Origin of the sequence: Streptomyces aurantiaciflavus, from assembly GCF_049808595.1 — a bacterium.
Lineage (GTDB): Bacteria > Actinomycetota > Actinomycetes > Streptomycetales > Streptomycetaceae > Streptomyces.
In genome coordinates, this window is the sequence record NZ_JBNCAQ010000028.1 from 98,159 (window position 1) to 117,763 (window position 19,605).

Below are 19,605 nucleotides of genomic sequence, written 5' to 3' on the forward strand. Positions count from 1 at the left end.
CGGTTTCGCGCTGTCGGTCATGGTCAGGTCCCCCCGGCTGGATTGCCGGTTTGTTCATGAGGACGTGCCCGGAGCCTAAATGGTTCATGCCTCGAAGGGAACGTGATATGTACTTCACTCCATCGAGGGATCGAACACGCATGCGACTCTGGACTAGTCTGAGTTCCAGACGAGGGTGGCGTTACAACGGCTCTACCAGGCCTCGGTACCCTCATGGCGGCGACCGAAGCCGCGCCCTTCCCCACGAGGGCCCACCTGAAATTCAGCGAGGAGCGAACCGCGTGACCGCCGAGACGTCCGTGCCGTCCACAGCGCTGCTGGCAGGAGCAGACCGGGACGGTTCCAACTACACCGCGCGGCACCTGCTCGTCCTCGAGGGCCTCGAGGCCGTGCGCAAGCGCCCGGGTATGTACATCGGCTCCACCGACAGCCGTGGCCTGATGCACTGCCTGTGGGAGATCATCGACAACTCCGTCGACGAGGCCCTCGGTGGTTACTGCGACCACATCGAGGTGATCCTCCACGACGACAGCTCGGTGGAGGTCCGCGACAACGGCCGGGGCATCCCCGTCGACGTGGAGCCCAAGACCGGTCTGTCCGGCGTCGAGGTCGTCATGACCAAGCTGCACGCCGGCGGCAAGTTCGGCGGCGGCTCCTACGCCGCGTCGGGCGGTCTGCACGGCGTCGGTGCCTCCGTGGTGAACGCCCTGTCCGCCCGCCTGGACGTCGAGGTCGACCGTGGCGGGCACACGCACGCGATCAGCTTCCGCCGTGGGGTCCCCGGAGCGTTCACGGCGGACGGGCCGGACGCCGGGTTCGAGGCCAAGGGCGGTCTGCGCAAGGCGAAGAGGATCGCCAAGACCCGCACCGGCACGCGCGTGCGGTACTGGGCCGACCGCCAGATCTTCCTCAAGGACGCCAAGCTCTCGCTGGAGACCCTCCACCAACGCGCCCGCCAGACTGCCTTCCTGGTGCCCGGGCTGACCATCGTCGTCCGCGACGAGTACGGCCTCGGTGAGGGTGGCAGCAAGGGTGAGGAGTCCTTCCGCTTCGACGGTGGCATCAGCGAGTTCTGCGAGTACCTGGCCACCGACAAGCCCGTCTGCGATGTCCTCCGCTTCACCGGCCAGGGGACGTTCAAGGAGACGGTCCCGGTCCTGGACGACCACGGCCAGATGACCCCGACCGAGGTCACCCGCGAACTCGGCGTCGACGTGGCGCTGCGCTGGGGCACGGGTTACGACACCACGCTGCGGTCGTTCGTCAACATCATCGCCACCCCCAAGGGCGGCACCCACGTCGCCGGCTTCGAACAGGCCGTCACCAAGACGCTCAACGAGGTCCTGCGCACCAAGAAGCTGCTGCGCGTCGCCGAGGACGACATCGTCAAGGACGACGCCCTGGAGGGCCTCACCGCCGTCGTCACCGTTCGTCTCGCCGAGCCGCAGTTCGAGGGTCAGACCAAGGAGGTCCTCGGTACCTCGGCGGCCCGCCGGATCGTGAACACCGTGATCTCCAAGGAACTCAAGGCGTTCCTGACCTCCACTAAGCGGGACGCCGCGGCTCAGGCGCGGGTCGTCATGGAGAAGGCGGTCGCCGCCGCACGCACACGTATCGCGGCCCGTCAGCACAAGGACGCACAGCGCCGGAAGACGGCCCTGGAGTCCTCGTCCCTGCCCGCCAAGCTCGCCGACTGCCGCAGCGACGACGTCGATCGCAGCGAGCTGTTCATCGTCGAGGGAGACTCCGCGCTCGGTACGGCGAAGCTCGCCCGGAACTCCGAGTTCCAGGCGTTGCTGCCGATCCGCGGCAAGATCCTCAACGTCCAGAAGTCATCCGTGACCGACATGCTGAAGAACGCCGAGTGCGGCGCGATCATCCAGGTCATAGGCGCGGGTTCCGGACGGACCTTCGACATCGACGCGGCCCGTTACGGCAAGATCATCATGATGACCGATGCCGATGTGGACGGTTCCCACATCCGGTGCCTGCTGCTCACCCTGTTCCAGCGCTACATGCGGCCCATGGTGGAGGCCGGCCGGGTCTTCGCCGCCGTGCCGCCGCTGCACCGCATCGAGCTCATCCAGCCCAAGAAGGGCCAGGACAAGTACGTCTACACGTACTCGGACCGTGAGCTGCGCGACAAGCTCATGGAGTTCCAGAGCAAGGGCATCCGGTACAAGGACTCCATCCAGCGCTACAAGGGCCTCGGTGAGATGGACGCCGACCAGCTGGCCGAGACGACGATGGACCCGCGTCACCGCACCCTGCGCCGGATCAACCTCTCCGACCTGGAGGCGGCGGAGCAGGTGTTCGACCTCCTCATGGGCAACGACGTGGCGCCGCGCAAGGAGTTCATCTCCAGCTCGGCGGCGACCCTGGACCGCTCGCGCATCGACGCGTAGGCGCTGCGGCGGAGTTTGCGCCGGGCCGTTGCCGGTCGGGCTTGGCCGGGGCAGCTTGAGCAGATGTGGCCGCAGCTCGTCCAACGGGATGTCAGATGGCGGGGCGGGCTGCCGGATCAGGTGAAGGGGGGTCTGTCGGCCCCCCGAGGAGGGAGACCCGGACACGCGGTGAGCCGGCGGCGGGGAGCGGGGCGGCGCCCGTGGGATGGCCGGGGCGAGGCAAGCCGTGCCCGGCTCGCCGCCCTCGATCGGGCTCGCAGGCCGGGTGCCGGGTGCCGCACGCTCGTGCCCAGGCTGGTCCGGTCCTCTTCCGTGCCCAGTCGTGTCGGTGCTGACCAGCGGCGTTCCAACGCGGCTCCACCCGTGGGTGGAGAATCGAGCCTTCGTGAATCCACCCATGATCCACCCCGGCTCCGATCTGCGGACCTGCGCGTTTCCGTAGCGTCGAAGGCGTCGGCGGCACTCGCTGTCGGCAGTCCCTTCCCGCACACGGAGGCTGCGATGTCCGGGCTTGTCAACGCGTTGCTGATCCTGGCCGTGGCCGCCCTGGTGATCATGCGTCAGTTCCGCACGAGCCGGGTCGGCACCGATCGGCGCTGGTGGGTTCTGCCCGGGGTCCTGGCCGTCATAGCTCTGCGCGAGCCCGACCTTCTCGACGCTCACCACCAGACCGCGTCGGCTCTGTTGCTGATCACCGAACTGCTCGTCGGTCTGGCCACGGGAGCCGGCTGGGCCTGGACCACCCGCATATGGAGGGAAGCGGACGGCGCCGTCTGGAGCCGGAGCACCAAGGCGAGCGTGGCTGTCTGGGGCGCCGGTATCGGCTTGCGCGTCGGCCTCTACGCGTGTGGCGTGATGCTGGGCGTCCACCAGGACAGCTCGGCCATGCTGCTGGGACTCGCGGCCACCCTGTTGGTCCGCTCCGGGATCCTGATGTGGCGAGTGCAGTCCCTGAACGGGACGTCCGCGCGGACCACGGCGTACGGTGACCACGTGCCCCATCCCGCGTGGAAGGAGCGCGTGTGACGGACGTCGCCTGGACGCGCTGGCCCTCCAGGGAGGCCCTCGGCCGTGAGGGGATCCCACGGCCGAGGCGGCTGTTGGCCTGGGCCCTGCGGTTGCTGGTGTTCGGCGTGCTGCTGTGGAGCGCCTTCCACGACAGCCGGGTCCATGGCTGGGGGACGGTCGCCGGGGTGGGCGGAGTCCTTCTGGCGGGCGTGCTGGCCTGGGCGTTCCTCCGGATGACGCTCGAGCACCGACTGTGGCCCTCCCTGGCACTGATGGTCCTGCTGCTGGGGCTCGCGGTCGCCGCCCATGTCAGCGGCTTCGAATCACCGGCCACCGTTCTGTGGTGCGGTTGTGCCATCGCGGCGCTGGAGCGACTGCCTCTGGCCGCCGCGCTGCCGTCGGCCTCGGTCGGGCTCGCCTCGTTCGCCGCGGTCAACGGCGATGGGTGGCTGACCACCGCCACCACGACCGGCGGACTGGCCCTCGCCGGGTACGTGCTGCGCCTGGACGCCGAAGCCCGGGGAAACGCCCAGCGGCTGCTCGCCCAGGAGAGAGCGGCGCGGGCGGCCGAGGCGGAGTCGGCCGCGCTGGCGGAGCGGGCCCGTATCGCCCGGGAGATCCACGATGTGCTGGCCCACAGCCTGTCGGCGCAGCTCGTGCACCTGGAAGCCGCGCGGCTGCTGATCGAGCGGGGCGCGGACCGGCAGAAGATCCTCGAACGGGTGGTGGCGGCACGGGGCATGGCCCGCGACGGTCTTCATGAGACCCGGCAGGCGCTCTCCGCGCTTCGCGGCGAGCTGACGCCCCTGGAGGACTTCCTGACCGAACTCGTCCGCACGGCGGACGGTGCCGAGGTCACCGTCGAGGGTGAACGCAGAGCGCTGCCGGCCGAGGCGGCGCAAGCCGTGCGCAGGGTCGCCCAGGAAGCGCTGACGAATGCGCGCAAGCACGCGCCAGGGGCCAAGGTGCAGATGAGACTGGAGTATCGGCCGCAGGAAGTCACCCTGGACGTACGGGACTCGGGGGGCTCGCCGGGCGAACTCGCCGAGGTGGGAAGCGGGTACGGTCTGCTGGGCATGCGGGAGCGCGCCGAACTGCTGGGGGGCTCGCTCGAAGCCGGGCCGGACGAGGAAGGGTTCGTGGTGACGCTGAAGGTGCCGGTATGACGGAGGAGGCGGAGAGGAGGCCGGCCCGGGTCGTGGTCGCGGACGACCAGACCGTCGTCCGGGAAGGCATCGTGATGCTCCTCGGGCTGTTGCCGGGGATCGAGGTGGTGGGCGCCGCCGCAGACGGGGACGAGGCGGTGAAGCTGGTCGCCGAACTCGCCCCCGACGTGGTCCTGATGGACCTGCGCATGCCCCGATGCGACGGCGTCGAGGCGACTCGGCGCATCCGGGCGGAGCATCCCGGCACGCAGGTCGTCGTGCTCACGACGTTCGCGGACGACGACTCCCTGTTCCCCGCGCTGAGAGCGGGAGCGCGGGGATACCTGACCAAGGACGCGGGCGGGGACGAGATCGTGCGGGCCGTGCACAGCGTCCTGACCGGCGACGCGGGGCTGTCGCCGGGCGTCCAGCGGCGGCTCTTGGAGCGGCTGTCGGCCCCCGAGCCGAAGCCGGCGGCACCCGTCGAACCACCGGACGGACTCACCGCACGGGAGACGGAGGTGCTGGTCCTGATCGCCGAAGGTCTCAGCAACCAGGAGATCGCCCGGAGGCTGCACGTGTCCACCGCGACGGTGAAGACCCACATCAACAACCTGTTCGCCAAGACGGGGATCAAAGGTCGCGCCCAGGCGGTGCGTTACGCGTACGGCAAGGGGGTGGTGCGGCCGCCGACGGGGTGACCGGATGCTTGGTCACCTGATGGGGTGAAGAGCGAGGGGAAGAAGAGTCAGGGATCTTCCCGTTCTGTCCATCCTTGGGCATGCAGCCAAGCAACGGCCGTGCCCTCAGCAGCGGGCTCGGTTCCGAGAGTTCGGGTGACCATCGGCAAGGCCACGTCCCGGCGTTCGTGGGGGCGTCCGGAGGCGTGCGGTACGAGGATCCGTGGTACGACGCCCTCGCCTCGGGATGGGGCGAGTCGGACAGCCTGAGCACCCCCATGGTCGAGGTTCCGATAACGCGTCGGGAGCGGCAGGACGGGGCCGTGGCGGCGGCACAGGTCTACCTCGAGGTGCAGCGCAGTGCGGCTTTCCAGGAGGTGCGCAGCCGGTACCGGCGGTTCGTGGTCCCGGCGTCCGTCGGCTTCTTCCTCTGGTACGTGGGATACGTCGTGGCCGCGACGACCGCGCCCGGGTTCATGGCGCGGCCTGTGGTGGGTGCGGTGAACGTGGCGCTGCTCGCAGGGCTCGGGCAGTTCCTCAGCACGTTCCTGCTCACCTGGGCCTACGCCCGGCACGCGCGACTGCGCAGGGACCGTGCCGCGCTCGAACTGCGGTGGGAAACTCAGGAGTTGACGCGCGAAGCGCGGAGTGGCGGTGCCTCATGACCGACGACCATCAGACGCTGGCGTTGCTGCTGTTCAGCGCCTTCGTCGCCGTCACCCTGGGGATCACGACATGGGTGAGCCGCGAGCGGCGTGGTTCGGCGGAGGAGTTCTACGCGGGCGGGCGGCTGTTCACACCGATGGAGAACGGTTTTGCCATCGCGGGCGACTACATGTCGGCCGCCTCTTTTCTCGGCATCTCCGGGCTCATCGCGCTCTTCGGCTACGACGGGTTGCTGTACTCGGTGGGTTTCCTCGTCGCCTGGCTGGTGGTGCTGTTCCTCGTCGCCGAACTGGTGCGCAACTGCGGGCGGTTCACGCTGGCCGACGTGGTGGCGGCGCGGATGACCGAGCGGCCGGTGCGGATCGCGGCGGGAACCTCTTCGGTCACCGTGTCCGTTCTCTACCTGGTGGCGCAGATGGTGGGTGCGGGCAGCCTGGTCGCACTGCTCCTCGGCAAGACCGGCGAGGCGGCCCAGGCATGGACGGTCATCGGTGTGGGTGCGCTCATGGTGATCTATGTGTCGTGGGGAGGCATGCGCGCCACCACATGGATTCAGATCGTCAAGGCGGTGCTACTGCTCGGCGGCACGATCGCGCTCACCGTGCTTGTCCTGGTGCGCTTCCACGGTGACGTCGACCGGCTGCTGCTCACGGCGGCGGAGCGCAGCGGGCACGGAGCCGCGTTTCTGGCGCCCGGGCTGAAGTACGGCGGGGACTGGACGGCGCGCTTGGACTTCATGAGCCTGGGGCTGGCGCTGGTGCTGGGCACGGCTGGGCTGCCGCACATCCTGTCCCGCTTCTACACGGTTCCGACCGCGCGGGCCGCCCGGCGTTCCGTGGTCTGGTCGATCGGGCTCATCGGCGGGTTCTACCTGATGACGATCGTCCTTGGCTTCGGCGCGGCGGCGATCGTCGGTCCGGACGCCGTGCGCAGGTCGAACGCGGCCGGGAACACGGCAGTTCCACTGCTGGCGCTCGACCTGGGCGGTGGGGCCGATTCCACGGGAGGAACGGTTCTGTTCGCGATCGTGGCGGCTGTCGCCTTCGCCACCATCCTCGCGGTGGTCGCCGGGATCACCCTCGCCTCCTCGGCGTCGGTGGCCCACGACCTGTATGCCTCCCTGCGGCGCAAACAGGCCAGACCGCGCAGCGAAGTGGCGGTGGCGCGGATCGCCGCCGTCGGAATCGGTGCGATCGCCATCGGGCTGGGCCTGCTGGCCCGCGATCTCAACGTCGCCTTCCTCGTGGGCCTCGCCTTCGCCGTCGCCGCGTCCGCGAACCTGCCCGTCCTGCTGTACTCGCTGTTCTGGCGGGGCTTCACCACACGGGGCGCGGTGTGGGCGGTGTACGGCGGACTGGTGCCGGCCCTGGTGCTCGTCCTGCTGTCGCCGGTGGTGTCGGGCAGCCCCCAGTCCCTCTTCCCGGACGTCGACTTCCAGTTCTTCCCGCTGCAGAACCCCGGCCTGGTCTCGATCCCGCTGGGCTTCCTCGCGGGCTGGCTCGGCACCGTCACCTCGACCGAGGTCGCCGACGAGGCCAAGCACGCGGAGACCGAGGTGCGGTCGCTGACGGGGGCGGGCGCCGTCTAGGGGCGGTTCAGGCGGCCGGCGCAGGGAGGGACAGGTGCGTCAGGTGGTCCGGAAACCCGGCCGATGACCGGGAAGCCCGCGGGGCCGCGTACGTGATCCAGGGAGGGGGCGCGGCCCTTCCCCGCCCTGGGGCCGTGTCCTCAGGCGCGGGTCGCCCACACGTAACGGTGTTCCGGGCGGCCCGCGTCGCCGTACTTCAGGGTCAGACGGGCCCTGCCGGTGCGCTCCAGGAGCTTGAGGTAGCGCTGGGCGGTCTGGCGGCTCACCCCGGTTCGGTCGGCGATCTCCTGGGCGGACAGGGGACCCTGGGCGTTCATCAGGGACTGGCGTACGAGTTCGGCGGTGGTGGGGGAGTGCCCCTTGGGCAGCCCCGGCTCCGACGCGGCGGACAGTGCGCCGAAGATGCGGTCGACGTCGGCCTGTTCGGCCTCACCGCCGCCGTCGAGCGTGCGACGCAGCTCCGCGTACGCCTCCAGCTTGGCGCGCAGGCCGGCGAAGGCGAACGGCTTGACCAGGTACTGCAGCGCGCCCTGCCGCATCGCCGCCTGCACGGTCGAGACGTCCCGCGCGGCCGTCACCATGATCACGTCCGTCTGGTGGCCGCGTCGGCGCATCTCCTGGACGACCTCCAGACCCGTCTCGTCGGGCAGGTAGTGGTCCAGCAGAACCAGGTCCAGATGGGGCAGCAGCTCCAGCTGACGCAGCGCCTCGGCGGCGCTGTGCGCCTCGCCGGCGACGTGGAAGCCCGGCACCTTCTCGACGTAGGCGGCGTTGACCTGGGCGACCCTGGTGTCGTCGTCCACGACCAGGACCTCGATCATCGCGACTCCTCCTCGACAGTGCTCTTAGCGGGTGCGGCCAGGGCGGGTTCCAGGCCCGGCTGGGCCAGCGCCTCGGGCAGGACGACGGTGAACTCGGCGCCCCCGCCGAGCGCCGCGTCGACGGACGCGCTGCCGCCCTGCCGCTCGGCGAGCCGGCGTACCAGGGAGAGCCCGATGCCGCGCTTGCCGTGGGCCGGCGGCTTCTTCGTGGACCAGCCCTCGGTGAAGACCGACTCGCGATGTTCCGCCGGGATTCCGGGTCCCGTGTCCCGTACCCGCAGGACGACGGTACGTTCCTCGGCGCGCAGTTCGACCTCCACGCGCGCGTGCGGCGTGCCCGCGACGGCGTCGAGGGCGTTGTCCACCAGGTTGCCGACGATCGTGACCAGCCCGCGCGGGTCGACCAGACGGTCGGGAAGCCGGGTGCGCTCGGAGAGCCCCAGCGCGACACCGCGCTCGGCCGCGACCGTGGCCTTGCCGACCAGAAGGGCGGCGAGCAGCGGATCCTCGATCTTCTCGGTCACCTGTTCGGATGTCGCCCGGTGGTCGCCGACCACCTCGCCCACGAAGTCCACGGCGTCGTCGTACATCTCCAGTTCGAGCAGCCCGAGCAGGGTGTGCATGCGGTTGGCGTGCTCGTGGTCCTGGGCGCGCAGCGCGTCGATCAGTCCACGGGTCGAGTCGAGTTCGCGGCCGAGCTGTTCCAGCTCGGTGCGGTCGCGCAGGGTGGCCACGGCGCCGCCGTCGTCGGTGGGCATACGGTTCGCGACCAGCACACGCTGCCCACGGACGGTGAGAAGGTCCGTGCCGGCCACCCGGCCGGCCAGGACATCGGCCGTACGGCCCTCACCGAGCGCCTCGTCGGGCGAGCGGCCCACCGCCTCGTCCCCGATGCCCAGGAGGCGCTGCGCCTCGTCGTTGAGCAGGCGGACGCGTCCGGCGCGGTCCAGGGCGACCACGCCCTCCCGGATGCCGTGCAGCATCGCCTCACGCTCCGCCAGCAGCGCCGAGATGTCGGAGAAGGCCAGGTCACGGGTCTGCCGCTGGACCCGTCGGGAGATCAGCCAGGCGGCCAGCGCCCCCACGGCGAGCGCGCCCCCCGCGTACGCGAACAGCCCGGGGATCGCGTGGATCAGACGGGCGCGCACGCTGTCGTACTCGATGCCGACCGAGACCGCCCCGATGATCCTGCCGTCGCTGTCCCGCAGGGGCACCTTGCCGCGGGCCGAGCGGCCCAGGGTGCCGCTGTCGATCTCCATGACGTCCCGGCCGGCCAGGGCCTGGCTGGGATCCGTCGAGACATGCCCGCCGACCTCCTCGGGATCGGTGTGCGACCAGCGTGTCCCGTGGAGGTCCATCACCACGACGTACTCGGCGCCGCTGGCCTTGCGGATCCGCTCCGCCTCCCGCTGCACCGGGCCGCCGACCGACGGCCGTGTGGTCTGCAGGTCCTCGGCGATCTGCGGCACCGCCGCCGTGGTCTGCGCTATCGCGAGGGCGCGGCGCATCGCCTGGTCGTCCAGCTGATGGCTGAGAGGGGCGAGGAACAGCCCCGTCGCGAGCACCACGACTCCCGCGGCGATCGCCAGCTGCATCAGCAGCACCTGCGAGAACACACGCCGGGGCATTCCGAGGCGCAGGCGGCGGACGGGGGGAGTGGAGCTCATACCCATGACGGTACGTGGACGGGCCCGCCCAGCCGTAGGGGTGTGTGGTGGGGATCTCCTGACCGGCTCCCGCGGAAACGGTTCGGCCGTCTCCCCGGGACGGCGTCAGCCCGGATGCACGGTCTCAGCTCGCCAGTGCCGTCGCCAGCTCGCGCACCGCGACCACGTCCATCCGCGCCGGTGAGCCCAGGACCGACGCCCCACAGCTCTCCGGCCGGGGCGGCAGGGCCGCGCTCGCGGCCACGACGACCGTCCAGTGACGCCCGTCGGCGTGCGCGACGGTCACCTCCCAGCGCGGCGCCTCGCCGTGCGTATGGACGACGCCGAGGGCCTCTGCCGCGTACTCGCCGATCGCGTCACGCACGGCCAGCTCCGCCGCCTGGCCGGGTCGCTCCCAGGCTGATCGCCCGCGGCAGCCCTCCACGACGATCCGGCCCTCCTGGACGCCGTGCAGCACCTCCTTGACGGTGTGCGCCTCGGCGCGGCCGTACGCGTAGCCGTGCGGCAGGACGAGCACGGTGGGAGAGAAGCGGTGACCACCCAGATGGGTGACCTCCCAGACGCCCTCCACGCCCGAGGCGGTGAGTTCGGCGGCGAGGGGGCGGCCCAGCAGCGCGCAGCAGCGGTCGCGCTTGCCGTTCGTGCAGACGAGGGCGAGTGGGTCACCGGTGTGGGGCCGGCCCTGGAGCGCGGTGTCGAAGCTGTGATGGTCGCCCCGGCCGAGCGCGGCGAAGTCAAGGTCCAGCAGCCGACTCGGGTCGCTGGTCGTGGCGCTGCGCAGCCACACGCGTCCGGGGACGGTGTGGGCCGCGTACACGCGGCGCACGGGCGGCGTGCCGGCGAAGTCCGCGTGGCGTCCCGGGCGGCGGATGAGCGCGACGCGTACGCCCGTGCCCTGCGAGGCGGTCTCCAGGGCGCGGCCCAGGGCTGGGTCGAGGTGGCTCGAAACGAGGGCCTTGGCGCCCCAGGGGCCGGGCTGTTCCAGCAGGAGCCAGGTCCTCGCCGTGGGCGCGGTCGCGGACATGGGCTCGTCAAGGTCCTGCGAGACGGCCGTGCACGTACTCACAGAGGTGAGCCTAACCTGACTTCGGGCCGTGCGGCTTCCGGAGGGCCATGTGTCCTCCCCGAGCCGCACGCGCGCGTGCCGCTCCTGCGGCGCGCATGCCGCTGTGGGTTGTCGCGTCTGTCCTGGTCACAGCGGTGTCGCAGCCTTGATGAGCAGTCGACGGGCTCGACTGAAGGCACCCCCGTGCCCGCTCGGACACCTGCGTCGGAGCGCGCTCTCCGCACCGTGCGGCGCCGCATCCCGCGCTCCCGCTGGTCTCCCGCCCCTCGATGCGCGGCCTCTCCCGCCTCAGCCATACCGGTCAACTCACGCACACCATGGATGACTTTCGTCCATCTCGCCGCGTGGGCCTCGCTAATCTCGTACAGTCCTGCCCACCACTTGTCGAAGGACCGATACCCCTTGAAGATCGTGCGCCGCATCGGTGTGCCCCCAAGCGCCCGAGGCAGTAACTCGGGAGCCACGTGCCCGGACGTGTTCGAACTCAGCGACGGCAACTTCGCCGTCATCGGCACCGAGGCCACCGAGGCGCTGGACGGTGAACTACCCGCGGACGCTGCTCGTGCCGACTACGAACGCATCGTCATCGTGAGCAGAGAGACCCTGATCCGCGCCAAGGCAGACATCCCCGACGCCTGACCCACCGCAGGAGCGCGTCCACCCGTGGACCCGTCCCGTCATCCACACCCGGCCGCACCCAACCGTTGAGCGAGCCGGGCGGTCACCCGGCGAGCAGCCCGGCACCCCGTCACTGCTCGATCACCACCGGTGCGGCCTGGCGTCAGAACGGCACCAGGCCCACGTGTTCTTCGGCAGCCCGAGCGGACCCGGTTCCCGTCGAGCCGCCGCACCCCATGGACATCGTCGTGGGCGAGTCATTGCTCCGCTTCGTCGTCATCCGTGGGCGGATTGCCCACCACCCACCACTCGTCCGTATCGGCATCGTCCAGGTCCGCGACCAAACCGTCGATCATCCGTCCGATCCTGGCCTCCTCGGACGCTTCGTTGAGGCTCGCGCGCTGGTCCCTCGACGCCTGCCAGTACTCACGGAAGACAGAGCTCTGGAAGAACTCGCGCAGATGCCGGTACAGCTCCTCCCGGTCCAGGAGTTCCGCCTGGTAGAGATGGAAGAGGTGGGTGTACCACGCATTGGCGTAGAGGAACTGGCGGCGCTTCTCCGCGGGGATGGTCTTGTCGTAGGTGTCGATGACCGCGGCCAGGGAGGGATCGTCGATCGCCCTGGCCGTCAGTTCCCAGTGCATGCGCTGCTGGTGGGCGAGAGCCTTGCGCCGAATCGCCAACTCCTCGAGTTCCAGCCGCCGCTCTTCCCGGCGTGCCGCGTCGAGGCGCAACCGGCGCGCCGCCAGCGTCACCGTGGCGGTGACGAGCAGGATGCCGAGCGTGGCGGAACCCAGCCTCCCCGCCTTGTTCCTCTGTGTGGCCATGTCAACCCCCGAATCAGGCGACCGTCAGCCGGTCGTCGGATGCGGGTGGACTGACGGGGACCGGCGAGCGGGTGGGTGGCGCTTGCCGTCTCCCAGAGTGCCGAGCGGCTCTGATCGGCGGGGAGGCGGAGGAGAGGCGCACGGAGGGAAGTGAGGGTCGCACGCCAGGGCGCCTTGACGAACGTCTGCCCCGCAAGTGCTGCTAACAATCGTTCACTTCGCGGTGATTCTTCCCGCTCGTATCCTGGGTCGGCATTCAGTCTTCGAACGTGCGCCGAACCGTGAGCCGGTGCACGCGTAGGTGCCAGAGAGGTCGCACATTGACGCAGAGCCGCACTCCGCAGCAGATTCCGGTCGTCGTTCTCGCCGGATTCCTCGGCTCCGGCAAGACGACTCTGCTCAACCACCTCCTGCACCGCAGCGGAGGCAGCCGGATCGGCGCGATCGTGAACGACTTCGGCGCCATAGAGATCGACGCCCTGGCCGTGGCGGGCGCGCTCGGCGACTCCACCGTCTCCCTCGGCAACGGCTGTCTCTGCTGCGCCGTCGACGCCAGTGAGCTCGACGTCTACCTCGAACGCCTCGCCCGCCCCTCCGCCGGCATCGACGTCATCGTCATCGAGGCCAGCGGGCTCGCCGAGCCCCAGGAACTCGTTCGCATGGTCCTGGCCAGCGAGCATCCCAGCATCGTCTACGGCGGGCTCGTCGAGGTCGTCGACGCCGCCGAGTTCGACGCGACCCGCGCCAGGCATCCCGAGATCGACCGGCACCTCGCCCTCGCCGATCTCGTCGTCGTGAACAAGCTGGACCGCACGCCCGACGCCGACCGCGTCCTGGGACTCGTCCGCTCCCTCACCGACCGGGCCGCCGTCGTCCCCGCCACCTATGGCCGCATCGACCCCGAGTTCCTCTTCGACTGCCGTCCCAGTGAGGAGCGCGTCGGGCAGCTCTCCTTCGACGACCTGCACCGCCAGGGCGACGACGAGCACGACGACCACGCCGCTCACCTGCACACCGCCTACGACAGCCTCTCCTTCGTCTCCGAAGTCCCCCTCGACCCCCGCCGGTTGATGCTGTTCCTCGACAGCCGCCGTGAGGGCCTCTACCGGATCAAGGGGTACGTCGACTTCGGCCCGCACGACCCCGCCCACCGGTACGCCGTGCACGCCGTCGGCCGCTTCCTGCGCTTCTACCCGGAGCCCTGGGGACCCACCGGGGAGCGCCTCACGCAGCTCGTCCTCATCGGCTCCGGCATCGACGCGCCCGCCCTCGGCGAGGAACTGCGGGCGTGCGCGAGCGACGCCCCACACGCCGACGAGCACGGCATGTGGGGCGTCCTGCGCTACGTACAGGACCCCGAGGACGAGGTCGTACACGACCCCGCCGACGAGGTCTTCGAGGAGGCCTACTAGACCGGGCCCGCCACCACCGCCACGGTCTTCGCCAGCGAGACGCCCGAGCCGTCGCGGCGCGGGTCCATCTCGGGGAGCTCGGCCGGCGTGCCGTTCTTCTGCGCGGCCCGCGCCGGCGCCGCGCCCGCCCAGGCCAGGGACAGGCAGTCCTCGCCCTTCAGGAACCGCTGGCAGCGCACACCGCCGGTGGCGCGGCCCTTGCGCGGGTACTGGTCGAACGGGGTCAGCTTGGCGGTCGTCTGGACGGAGTCGTCCAGGGTGCCGCGCGAGCCCGCGACCGTGAAGACCACCGCGTCGACCGCCGGGTCCACCGCCGTGAACGAGATCACCTTCGCGCCCTCGGCGAGCTTGATGCCCGCCATACCGCCCGCCGGACGGCCCTGCGGTCGGACCTGCGAGGCCTGGTAGCGCAGCAGCTGGGCGTCGTCCGTGATGAAGACCAGGTCCTCATCGCCCGTGCGCAGCTCGACCGCGCCGACGATCCGGTCGCCCTCCTTGAGGGTGATGACCTCCAGCTCCTCCTTGTTGGACGGGTAGTCCGGCACCACGCGCTTCACGACGCCCTGTTCCGTACCGAGCGCCAGGCCCGGAGAGGACTCGTCGAGCGTGGTCAGGCAGACCACCGTCTCGTCACCCTCGAGGGAGACGAACTCGGCCAGCGGGGCACCGCCCGACAGGTTCGGCGCCGACGCCGTGTCCGGGAGCTGCGGCAGGTCGATGACGTTGATCCGCAGCAGCCGGCCCGCCGAGGTGACCGCGCCGATCTCGCCGCGCGCGGTGGTCGGCACCGCGGAGACGATCACGTCGTGCTTGGTGCGCCTGCCGTCCGCGTCCTCCTGGAAGGGCTCGCTGTTCGCCGTACGGGCCAGCAGGCCCGTCGAGGAGAGCAGCACACGGCAGGGGTCGTCGGCGACCTGCAGCGGTACGGTGGCGGCCGTGGTGGCCCCCGACTCCAGCAGGACCGTACGCCGCTCGGTACCGAACTTCTTGGCCACCGCCGCCAGTTCGGCCGAGACCAGCTTGCGCAGCTCCGCGTCCGACTCGAGGATCCGGGTCAGCTCGGCGATCTCCTCGTTGAGCTTCTCCTTCTCCGCCTCCAGCTCGATCCGGTCGTACTTGGTCAGACGGCGCAGCGGCGTGTCCAGGATGTACTGGGTCTGGACCTCCGACAGGGAGAAGCGCTCCATCAGGCGCTCCTTGGCCTGCGCGCTGTTCTCGCTGGAGCGGATCAGGCGGATGACCTCGTCGATGTCGACGAGCGCCGTGAGCAGGCCCTCCACCAGGTGCAGGCGGTCGCGCCGCTTGCCCCGGCGGAACTCGCTGCGCCGCCGCACGACCTCGAAGCGGTGGTCGAGGTAGACCTCGAGGAGCTCCTTCAGGCCCAGCGTGAGCGGCTGGCCGTCGACCAGCGCCACGTTGTTGATGCCGAAGGACTCCTCCATCGGCGTCAGCTTGTAGAGCTGCTCCAGGACCGCCTCCGGCACGAAGCCGTTCTTGATCTCGATGACCAGGCGCAGGCCGTGCGCGCGGTCGGTGAGGTCCTTGACGTCGGCGATGCCCTGGATCTTCTTCGAGCCGACCAGGTCCTTGATCTTGGCGATGACCTTCTCCGGGCCGACCGTGAAAGGCAGCTCGGTGATGACCAGGCCCTTGCGGCGGGCCGTGACGGTCTCCACCGACACCGTGGCGCGGATCTTGAAGGTGCCGCGGCCCGTCTCGTACGCGTCCCTGATCCCGGAGAGGCCGACGATCCGGCCGCCGGTGGGCAGGTCGGGGCCGGGGACGTGCCGCATCAGGGCGTCCAGGTCCGCGTTCGGGTAGCGGATCAGGTGGCGGGCGGCCGCGATGACCTCGCCCAGATTGTGCGGCGGCATGTTGGTGGCCATGCCGACCGCGATGCCCGAGGAGCCGTTGACCAGGAGGTTCGGGAAGGCGGCGGGCAGCGCCACCGGCTCCTGCTCCTGGCCGTCGTAGTTGGGCGCGAAGTCGACCGTGTCCTCGTCGATCGACTCCGTCATCAGGCTTGTCGCCGCGGCCTGGCGGCACTCCGTGTACCGCATGGCGGCCGGCGGGTCGTCATTGCCCAGCGAGCCGAAGTTGCCATGTCCGTCGACCAGTGGCACGCGCATGGAGAAGGGCTGGGCCATGCGCACCAGGGCGTCGTAGATCGACGCGTCGCCGTGCGGGTGCAGCTTGCCCATGACCTCGCCGACGACGCGGGCGCACTTCACATAGCCGCGGTCCGGACGCAGGCCCATCTCGTTCATCTGGTAGACGATGCGGCGGTGCACCGGCTTCAGGCCGTCGCGGGCGTCCGGCAGGGCCCGGGAGTAGATGACCGAGTACGCGTACTCGAGGAAGGAGCCCTGCATCTCGTCGACGACGTCGATGTCGAGGATCTTCTCCTCGTACGAGTCGTCGGGCGGCGGGGTCTTCGTGCTGCGGCGGGCCATCGCTGCCGGCTCCTCCTGTTTCCTGGTCGCTCGCCTGAGGGGCGATCGCCCTTCGGCTCACTCTTGCTGAAGCGTGTGACGGGATCTGATGCCGACCATTGTGGACCGTGGCACTGACAGTCCGGGCCGGGACCCTGACGTCGGCGTCCGGCCCGGCTGGAGGCGCGCCTCCTCCACGGCTGCCCGCAGGCTACGCGATCTCGCTCTCGGCGTACGTCCCGCGGGAACTTCGCCGACGCTCCGCACGCTTGCATACAGTGGCAGGACCGGCAGGAAAACCGCGGTTTCGACGACCGCGTCCGCGATCGGAAGGGACGTACATGCCCATGGGTCACACGGCCACAGCCCAGGCAGGCTCCGGGGGCCTGACAGCGACCGAGCACCGCCTGGCCAACGGCCTGCGCGTGGTGCTCTCCGAGGACCACCTGACCCCCGTGGCGGCGGTGTGCCTCTGGTACGACGTCGGTTCGCGCCATGAAGTCAAGGGGCGTACCGGTCTTGCTCACCTTTTCGAGCACTTGATGTTCCAGGGCTCCGCGCAGGTCAAGGGCAACGGCCACTTCGAGCTGGTCCAGGGCGCGGGCGGCTCGCTCAACGGCACCACCAGCTTCGAGCGCACCAACTACTTCGAGACCATGCCCGCCCACCAGCTGGAGCTCGCCCTCTGGCTGGAGGCCGACCGCATGGGCTCGCTCCTGGCCGCCCTGGACGACGAGTCCATGGAGAACCAGCGCGACGTCGTCAAGAACGAGCGCCGCCAGCGCTACGACAACGTCCCCTACGGCACGGCCTTCGAGAAGCTGACCGCCCTCGCCTACCCGGACGGCCACCCCTACCACCACACGCCGATCGGCTCGATGGCCGACCTGGACGCGGCGACCCTGGAGGACGCGCGGGCGTTCTTCCGCACCTACTACGCGCCGAACAACGCCGTCCTGTCGGTCGTCGGCGACATCGACCCGGAGCAGACGCTCGCCTGGATCGAGAAGTACTTCGGCTCCATCCCCGGCCACGACGGCAAGCCCGAACCGCGTGACGGCTCGCTCCCCGACATCATCGGCGAGCAGCTGCGCGAGATCGTCGAGGAGGAGGTCCCGGCCCGCGCCCTGATGGCCGCCTACCGCCTGCCGCAGGACGGCACGCGCGCGTGCGACGCGGTCGACCTGGCGCTCACCGTCCTCGGCGGCGGCGAGTCCTCCCGCCTCTACAACCGTCTCGTCCGCCGCGACCGTACGGCGGTGGCGGCGGGCTTCGGTCTGCTGCGCCTCGCGGGAGCGCCCTCCCTGGGCTGGCTGGACGTGAAGACGTCCGGCGAGGTCGAGGTGCCGGTCATCGAGGCCGCGATCGACGAGGAGCTCGCCCGGTTCGCCGAGGAGGGCCCCACGGCGGAGGAAATGGAGCGCGCCCAGGCGCAGTTGGAGCGCGAGTGGCTGGACCGGCTCGGCACGGTCGCCGGCCGCGCCGACGAACTGTGCCGGTTCGCCGTGCTGTTCGGCGACCCGCAGCTCGCCCTGACCGCCGTCCAGCGCGTGCTGGACGTGACGGCGGAGGAGGTGCGGGAGATCGCCCAGGCCCGGCTGCGCCCCGACAACCGGGCCGTGCTGGTCTACGAGCCCACCGAGCCCACCGACAACACCGCCGACGAGGACGAGAACGAGGAGGCGGCCAAGTGACCGAGCTCGCCACGATGGACTTCCACCCCCAGCCGCAGGCGGGCGAGGCCAGGCCCTGGGCGTTTCCGGCCCCCGCGCGCGGGACGCTCGACAACGGCCTGACCGTCCTGCACTGCCACCGCCCCGGCCAGCAGGTCGTCGCCGTCGAGGTCCTCCTCGACGCGCCCCTGGACGCCGAGCCGGCCGGCCTCGACGGCGTCGCCACGATCATGGCGCGCGCCTTCTCCGAGGGCACCGACAAGCACTCCGCCGAGGAGTTCGCCGCCGAGCTGGAGCGCTGCGGCGCCACCCTCGACGCACACGCCGACCACCCCGGCGTCCGCCTCAGCCTGGAGGTCCCGGCCTCCCGCCTCGCCAAGGCCCTCGGCCTGATCGCCGACGCCCTCAGGGCGCCCGCGTTCGCCGACAGCGAGGTCGAGCGCCTCGTCCGCAACCGTCTGGACGAGATCCCGCACGAGCTGGCCAACCCCTCCCGGCGTGCCGCCAAGGAGCTCTCCAAGGAGCTGTTCCCCTCCGACGTGCGCATGTCGCGCCCGCGCCAGGGCACCGCGGAGACCGTCGAGAACATCGACTCGGCGGCCGTCCGGGCCTTCTACGAGAAGCACGTCCGCCCCGCCACGGCGACCGCCGTGGTCGTCGGCGACCTCACCGGCGTCGACCTGGACGCGCTCCTCGGCGACACCCTGGGCGCCTGGACGGGCTCCTCGGCGCAGCCGCGGCCCGTGCCGCCGGTGACCGCCGACGACACCGGCCGGGTCGTCATCGTGGACCGCCCCGGCGCCGTCCAGACGCAGCTGCTGATCGGCCGCATCGGCCCCGACCGGCACGCGCGCGTGTGGCCCGCCCAGGTGCTCGGCACGTACTGCCTCGGCGGCACCCTCACCTCCCGCCTGGACCGCGTCCTGCGCGAGGAGAAGGGCTACACCTACGGCGTGCGCGCCTTCGGCCAGGTCCTGAGGTCCGCGCCGGACGGCACGGGCGCCGCGATGCTCGCCATCAGCGGCTCCGTCGACACGCCGAACACCGGTCCCGCGCTGGCGGACCTCTGGCAGGTGCTGCGCACCCTCGCCGAGGGAGGTCTGACCGACACCGAGCGCGACGTCGCCGTGCAGAACCTCGTCGGGGTGGCACCGCTGAAGTACGAGACCGCCGCGGCCGTCGCCGGCACTCTGGCCGACCAGGTCGAGCAGCACCTGCCCGACGACTACCAGGCGACGCTGTACCAGCAGCTCGCCGTGACCGGCACCGTGGAGGCCACCGCGGCGGTTGTGAGCGCCTTCCCGGTGGACCGCCTGGTGACCGTCCTCGTCGGTGACGCCGCCCAGATCAAGGAGCCGGTCGAGGCCCTCGGCATCGGCGCGGTGAAGGTCGTCTCCGCGGAGTAGGCGCCGCGACGGCACGCGCGCGTAGGGCCTGTCCGGCGGATCGGGTCGCAGGACAGCGACGGCGCCTCGTCAGCCCGGGTGAGCGGGGCGACGGGGTGCCCCCACGCGAGGTTGTTCGAGCTCGTGGGAGGTGGGGGGGCCCCCCCCCCCCCCGCGGGCGCCCCCCCCCCCCCGCAGACGAGCCGCCCACC

General features: G+C 70.8%; 15 protein-coding genes. 10 read left to right on the forward strand and 5 right to left on the reverse strand.

Annotation, left to right across the window (positions count from 1 at the left end; all coding sequences use genetic code 11):
• Positions 1 to 281: 281 nt before the first annotated feature.
• The 6 genes from ACPT94_RS29530 to ACPT94_RS29555 all read left to right on the forward strand — a co-directional run bounded on the left by ACPT94_RS29530 (position 282) and on the right by ACPT94_RS29555 (position 7,492).
• A complete protein-coding gene (locus ACPT94_RS29530; RefSeq protein WP_360343599.1) occupies positions 282 to 2,405 on the forward strand; it encodes a DNA gyrase/topoisomerase IV subunit B in 2,124 nt (707 codons plus the stop codon).
• 501 nt (positions 2,406 to 2,906) lie between these two features.
• The gene (locus ACPT94_RS29535) at positions 2,907 to 3,431 is read left to right on the forward strand and encodes a DUF1453 domain-containing protein (RefSeq protein ID WP_360343602.1); all 525 of its coding nucleotides are present in this window, start codon (positions 2,907 to 2,909) and stop codon (positions 3,429 to 3,431) included.
• Positions 3,428 to 4,579: a sensor histidine kinase gene (locus ACPT94_RS29540; RefSeq protein WP_360343605.1), complete on the forward strand. Its 1,152-nt coding sequence runs from the start codon at positions 3,428 to 3,430 to the stop codon at positions 4,577 to 4,579. The genes ACPT94_RS29535 and ACPT94_RS29540 overlap by 4 nt, the downstream gene beginning before the upstream one ends.
• Positions 4,576 to 5,259: a response regulator transcription factor gene (locus tag ACPT94_RS29545; protein WP_360343608.1), complete on the forward strand. Its 684-nt coding sequence runs from the start codon at positions 4,576 to 4,578 to the stop codon at positions 5,257 to 5,259. The genes ACPT94_RS29540 and ACPT94_RS29545 overlap by 4 nt, the downstream gene beginning before the upstream one ends.
• Before the next feature lie 80 nt (positions 5,260 to 5,339).
• Positions 5,340 to 5,903 carry a DUF485 domain-containing protein gene (locus ACPT94_RS29550; RefSeq protein ID WP_360343611.1) on the forward strand — a complete coding sequence of 188 codons (564 nt, stop codon included), beginning with the start codon at positions 5,340 to 5,342 and terminating at the stop codon, positions 5,901 to 5,903.
• A complete protein-coding gene (locus tag ACPT94_RS29555; RefSeq protein ID WP_425247225.1) occupies positions 5,900 to 7,492 on the forward strand; it encodes a solute symporter family protein in 1,593 nt (530 codons plus the stop codon). The genes ACPT94_RS29550 and ACPT94_RS29555 overlap by 4 nt, the downstream gene beginning before the upstream one ends.
• Positions 7,493 to 7,632: 140 nt before the next feature.
• Here the strand turns inward: ACPT94_RS29555 and ACPT94_RS29560 are convergent, their stop codons facing one another.
• The 3 genes from ACPT94_RS29560 to ACPT94_RS29570 all read right to left on the reverse strand — a co-directional run bounded on the left by ACPT94_RS29560 (position 7,633) and on the right by ACPT94_RS29570 (position 11,046).
• A complete protein-coding gene (locus ACPT94_RS29560) occupies positions 7,633 to 8,313 on the reverse strand; it encodes a response regulator (protein ID WP_360343618.1) in 681 nt (226 codons plus the stop codon).
• Complete coding sequence (locus ACPT94_RS29565; protein ID WP_425247226.1) at positions 8,310 to 9,980, reverse strand: ATP-binding protein; 1,671 nt, start codon at positions 9,978 to 9,980, stop codon at positions 8,310 to 8,312. The genes ACPT94_RS29560 and ACPT94_RS29565 overlap by 4 nt, the downstream gene beginning before the upstream one ends.
• 124 nt (positions 9,981 to 10,104) lie before the next feature.
• Positions 10,105 to 11,046 (reverse strand): ferredoxin family protein, encoded by a 942-nt coding sequence (locus ACPT94_RS29570; RefSeq protein WP_425247227.1) that lies wholly within the window; start codon positions 11,044 to 11,046, stop codon positions 10,105 to 10,107.
• A gap of 402 nt (positions 11,047 to 11,448) precedes the next feature.
• Between ACPT94_RS29570 and ACPT94_RS29575 the strand changes: the two genes are divergently transcribed.
• Positions 11,449 to 11,685 carry a hypothetical protein gene (locus ACPT94_RS29575; RefSeq protein WP_189147568.1) on the forward strand — a complete coding sequence of 79 codons (237 nt, stop codon included), beginning with the start codon at positions 11,449 to 11,451 and terminating at the stop codon, positions 11,683 to 11,685.
• A gap of 236 nt (positions 11,686 to 11,921) precedes the next feature.
• On the opposite strand, the gene ACPT94_RS29580 is transcribed toward ACPT94_RS29575, so the two are convergent.
• Positions 11,922 to 12,491, reverse strand: a complete 570-nt coding sequence (locus ACPT94_RS29580; RefSeq protein WP_425247228.1) for a DUF6082 family protein — start codon at positions 12,489 to 12,491, stop codon at positions 11,922 to 11,924.
• Between the two features lie 320 nt (positions 12,492 to 12,811).
• On the opposite strand from ACPT94_RS29580, the gene ACPT94_RS29585 reads away from it, so the two are divergent.
• Complete coding sequence (locus ACPT94_RS29585) at positions 12,812 to 13,903, forward strand: CobW family GTP-binding protein (RefSeq protein WP_360343631.1); 1,092 nt, start codon at positions 12,812 to 12,814, stop codon at positions 13,901 to 13,903.
• On the opposite strand, the gene ACPT94_RS29590 is transcribed toward ACPT94_RS29585, so the two are convergent.
• Complete coding sequence (locus ACPT94_RS29590) at positions 13,900 to 16,356, reverse strand: DNA gyrase/topoisomerase IV subunit A (protein ID WP_360343635.1); 2,457 nt, start codon at positions 16,354 to 16,356, stop codon at positions 13,900 to 13,902. The genes ACPT94_RS29585 and ACPT94_RS29590 overlap by 4 nt on opposite strands.
• Positions 16,357 to 16,676: 320 nt before the next feature.
• On the opposite strand from ACPT94_RS29590, the gene ACPT94_RS29595 reads away from it, so the two are divergent.
• Together ACPT94_RS29595 and ACPT94_RS29600 are read left to right on the forward strand one after the other, a co-directional pair.
• Positions 16,677 to 18,029 carry a M16 family metallopeptidase gene (locus ACPT94_RS29595; RefSeq protein ID WP_360343638.1) on the forward strand — a complete coding sequence of 451 codons (1,353 nt, stop codon included), beginning with the start codon at positions 16,677 to 16,679 and terminating at the stop codon, positions 18,027 to 18,029.
• On the forward strand, positions 18,026 to 19,414 hold the full coding sequence (locus ACPT94_RS29600) for a M16 family metallopeptidase (RefSeq protein WP_360343641.1): 1,389 nt from the start codon (positions 18,026 to 18,028) through the stop codon (positions 19,412 to 19,414). The genes ACPT94_RS29595 and ACPT94_RS29600 overlap by 4 nt, the downstream gene beginning before the upstream one ends.
• The last annotated feature ends 191 nt before the right edge of the window (positions 19,415 to 19,605 follow it).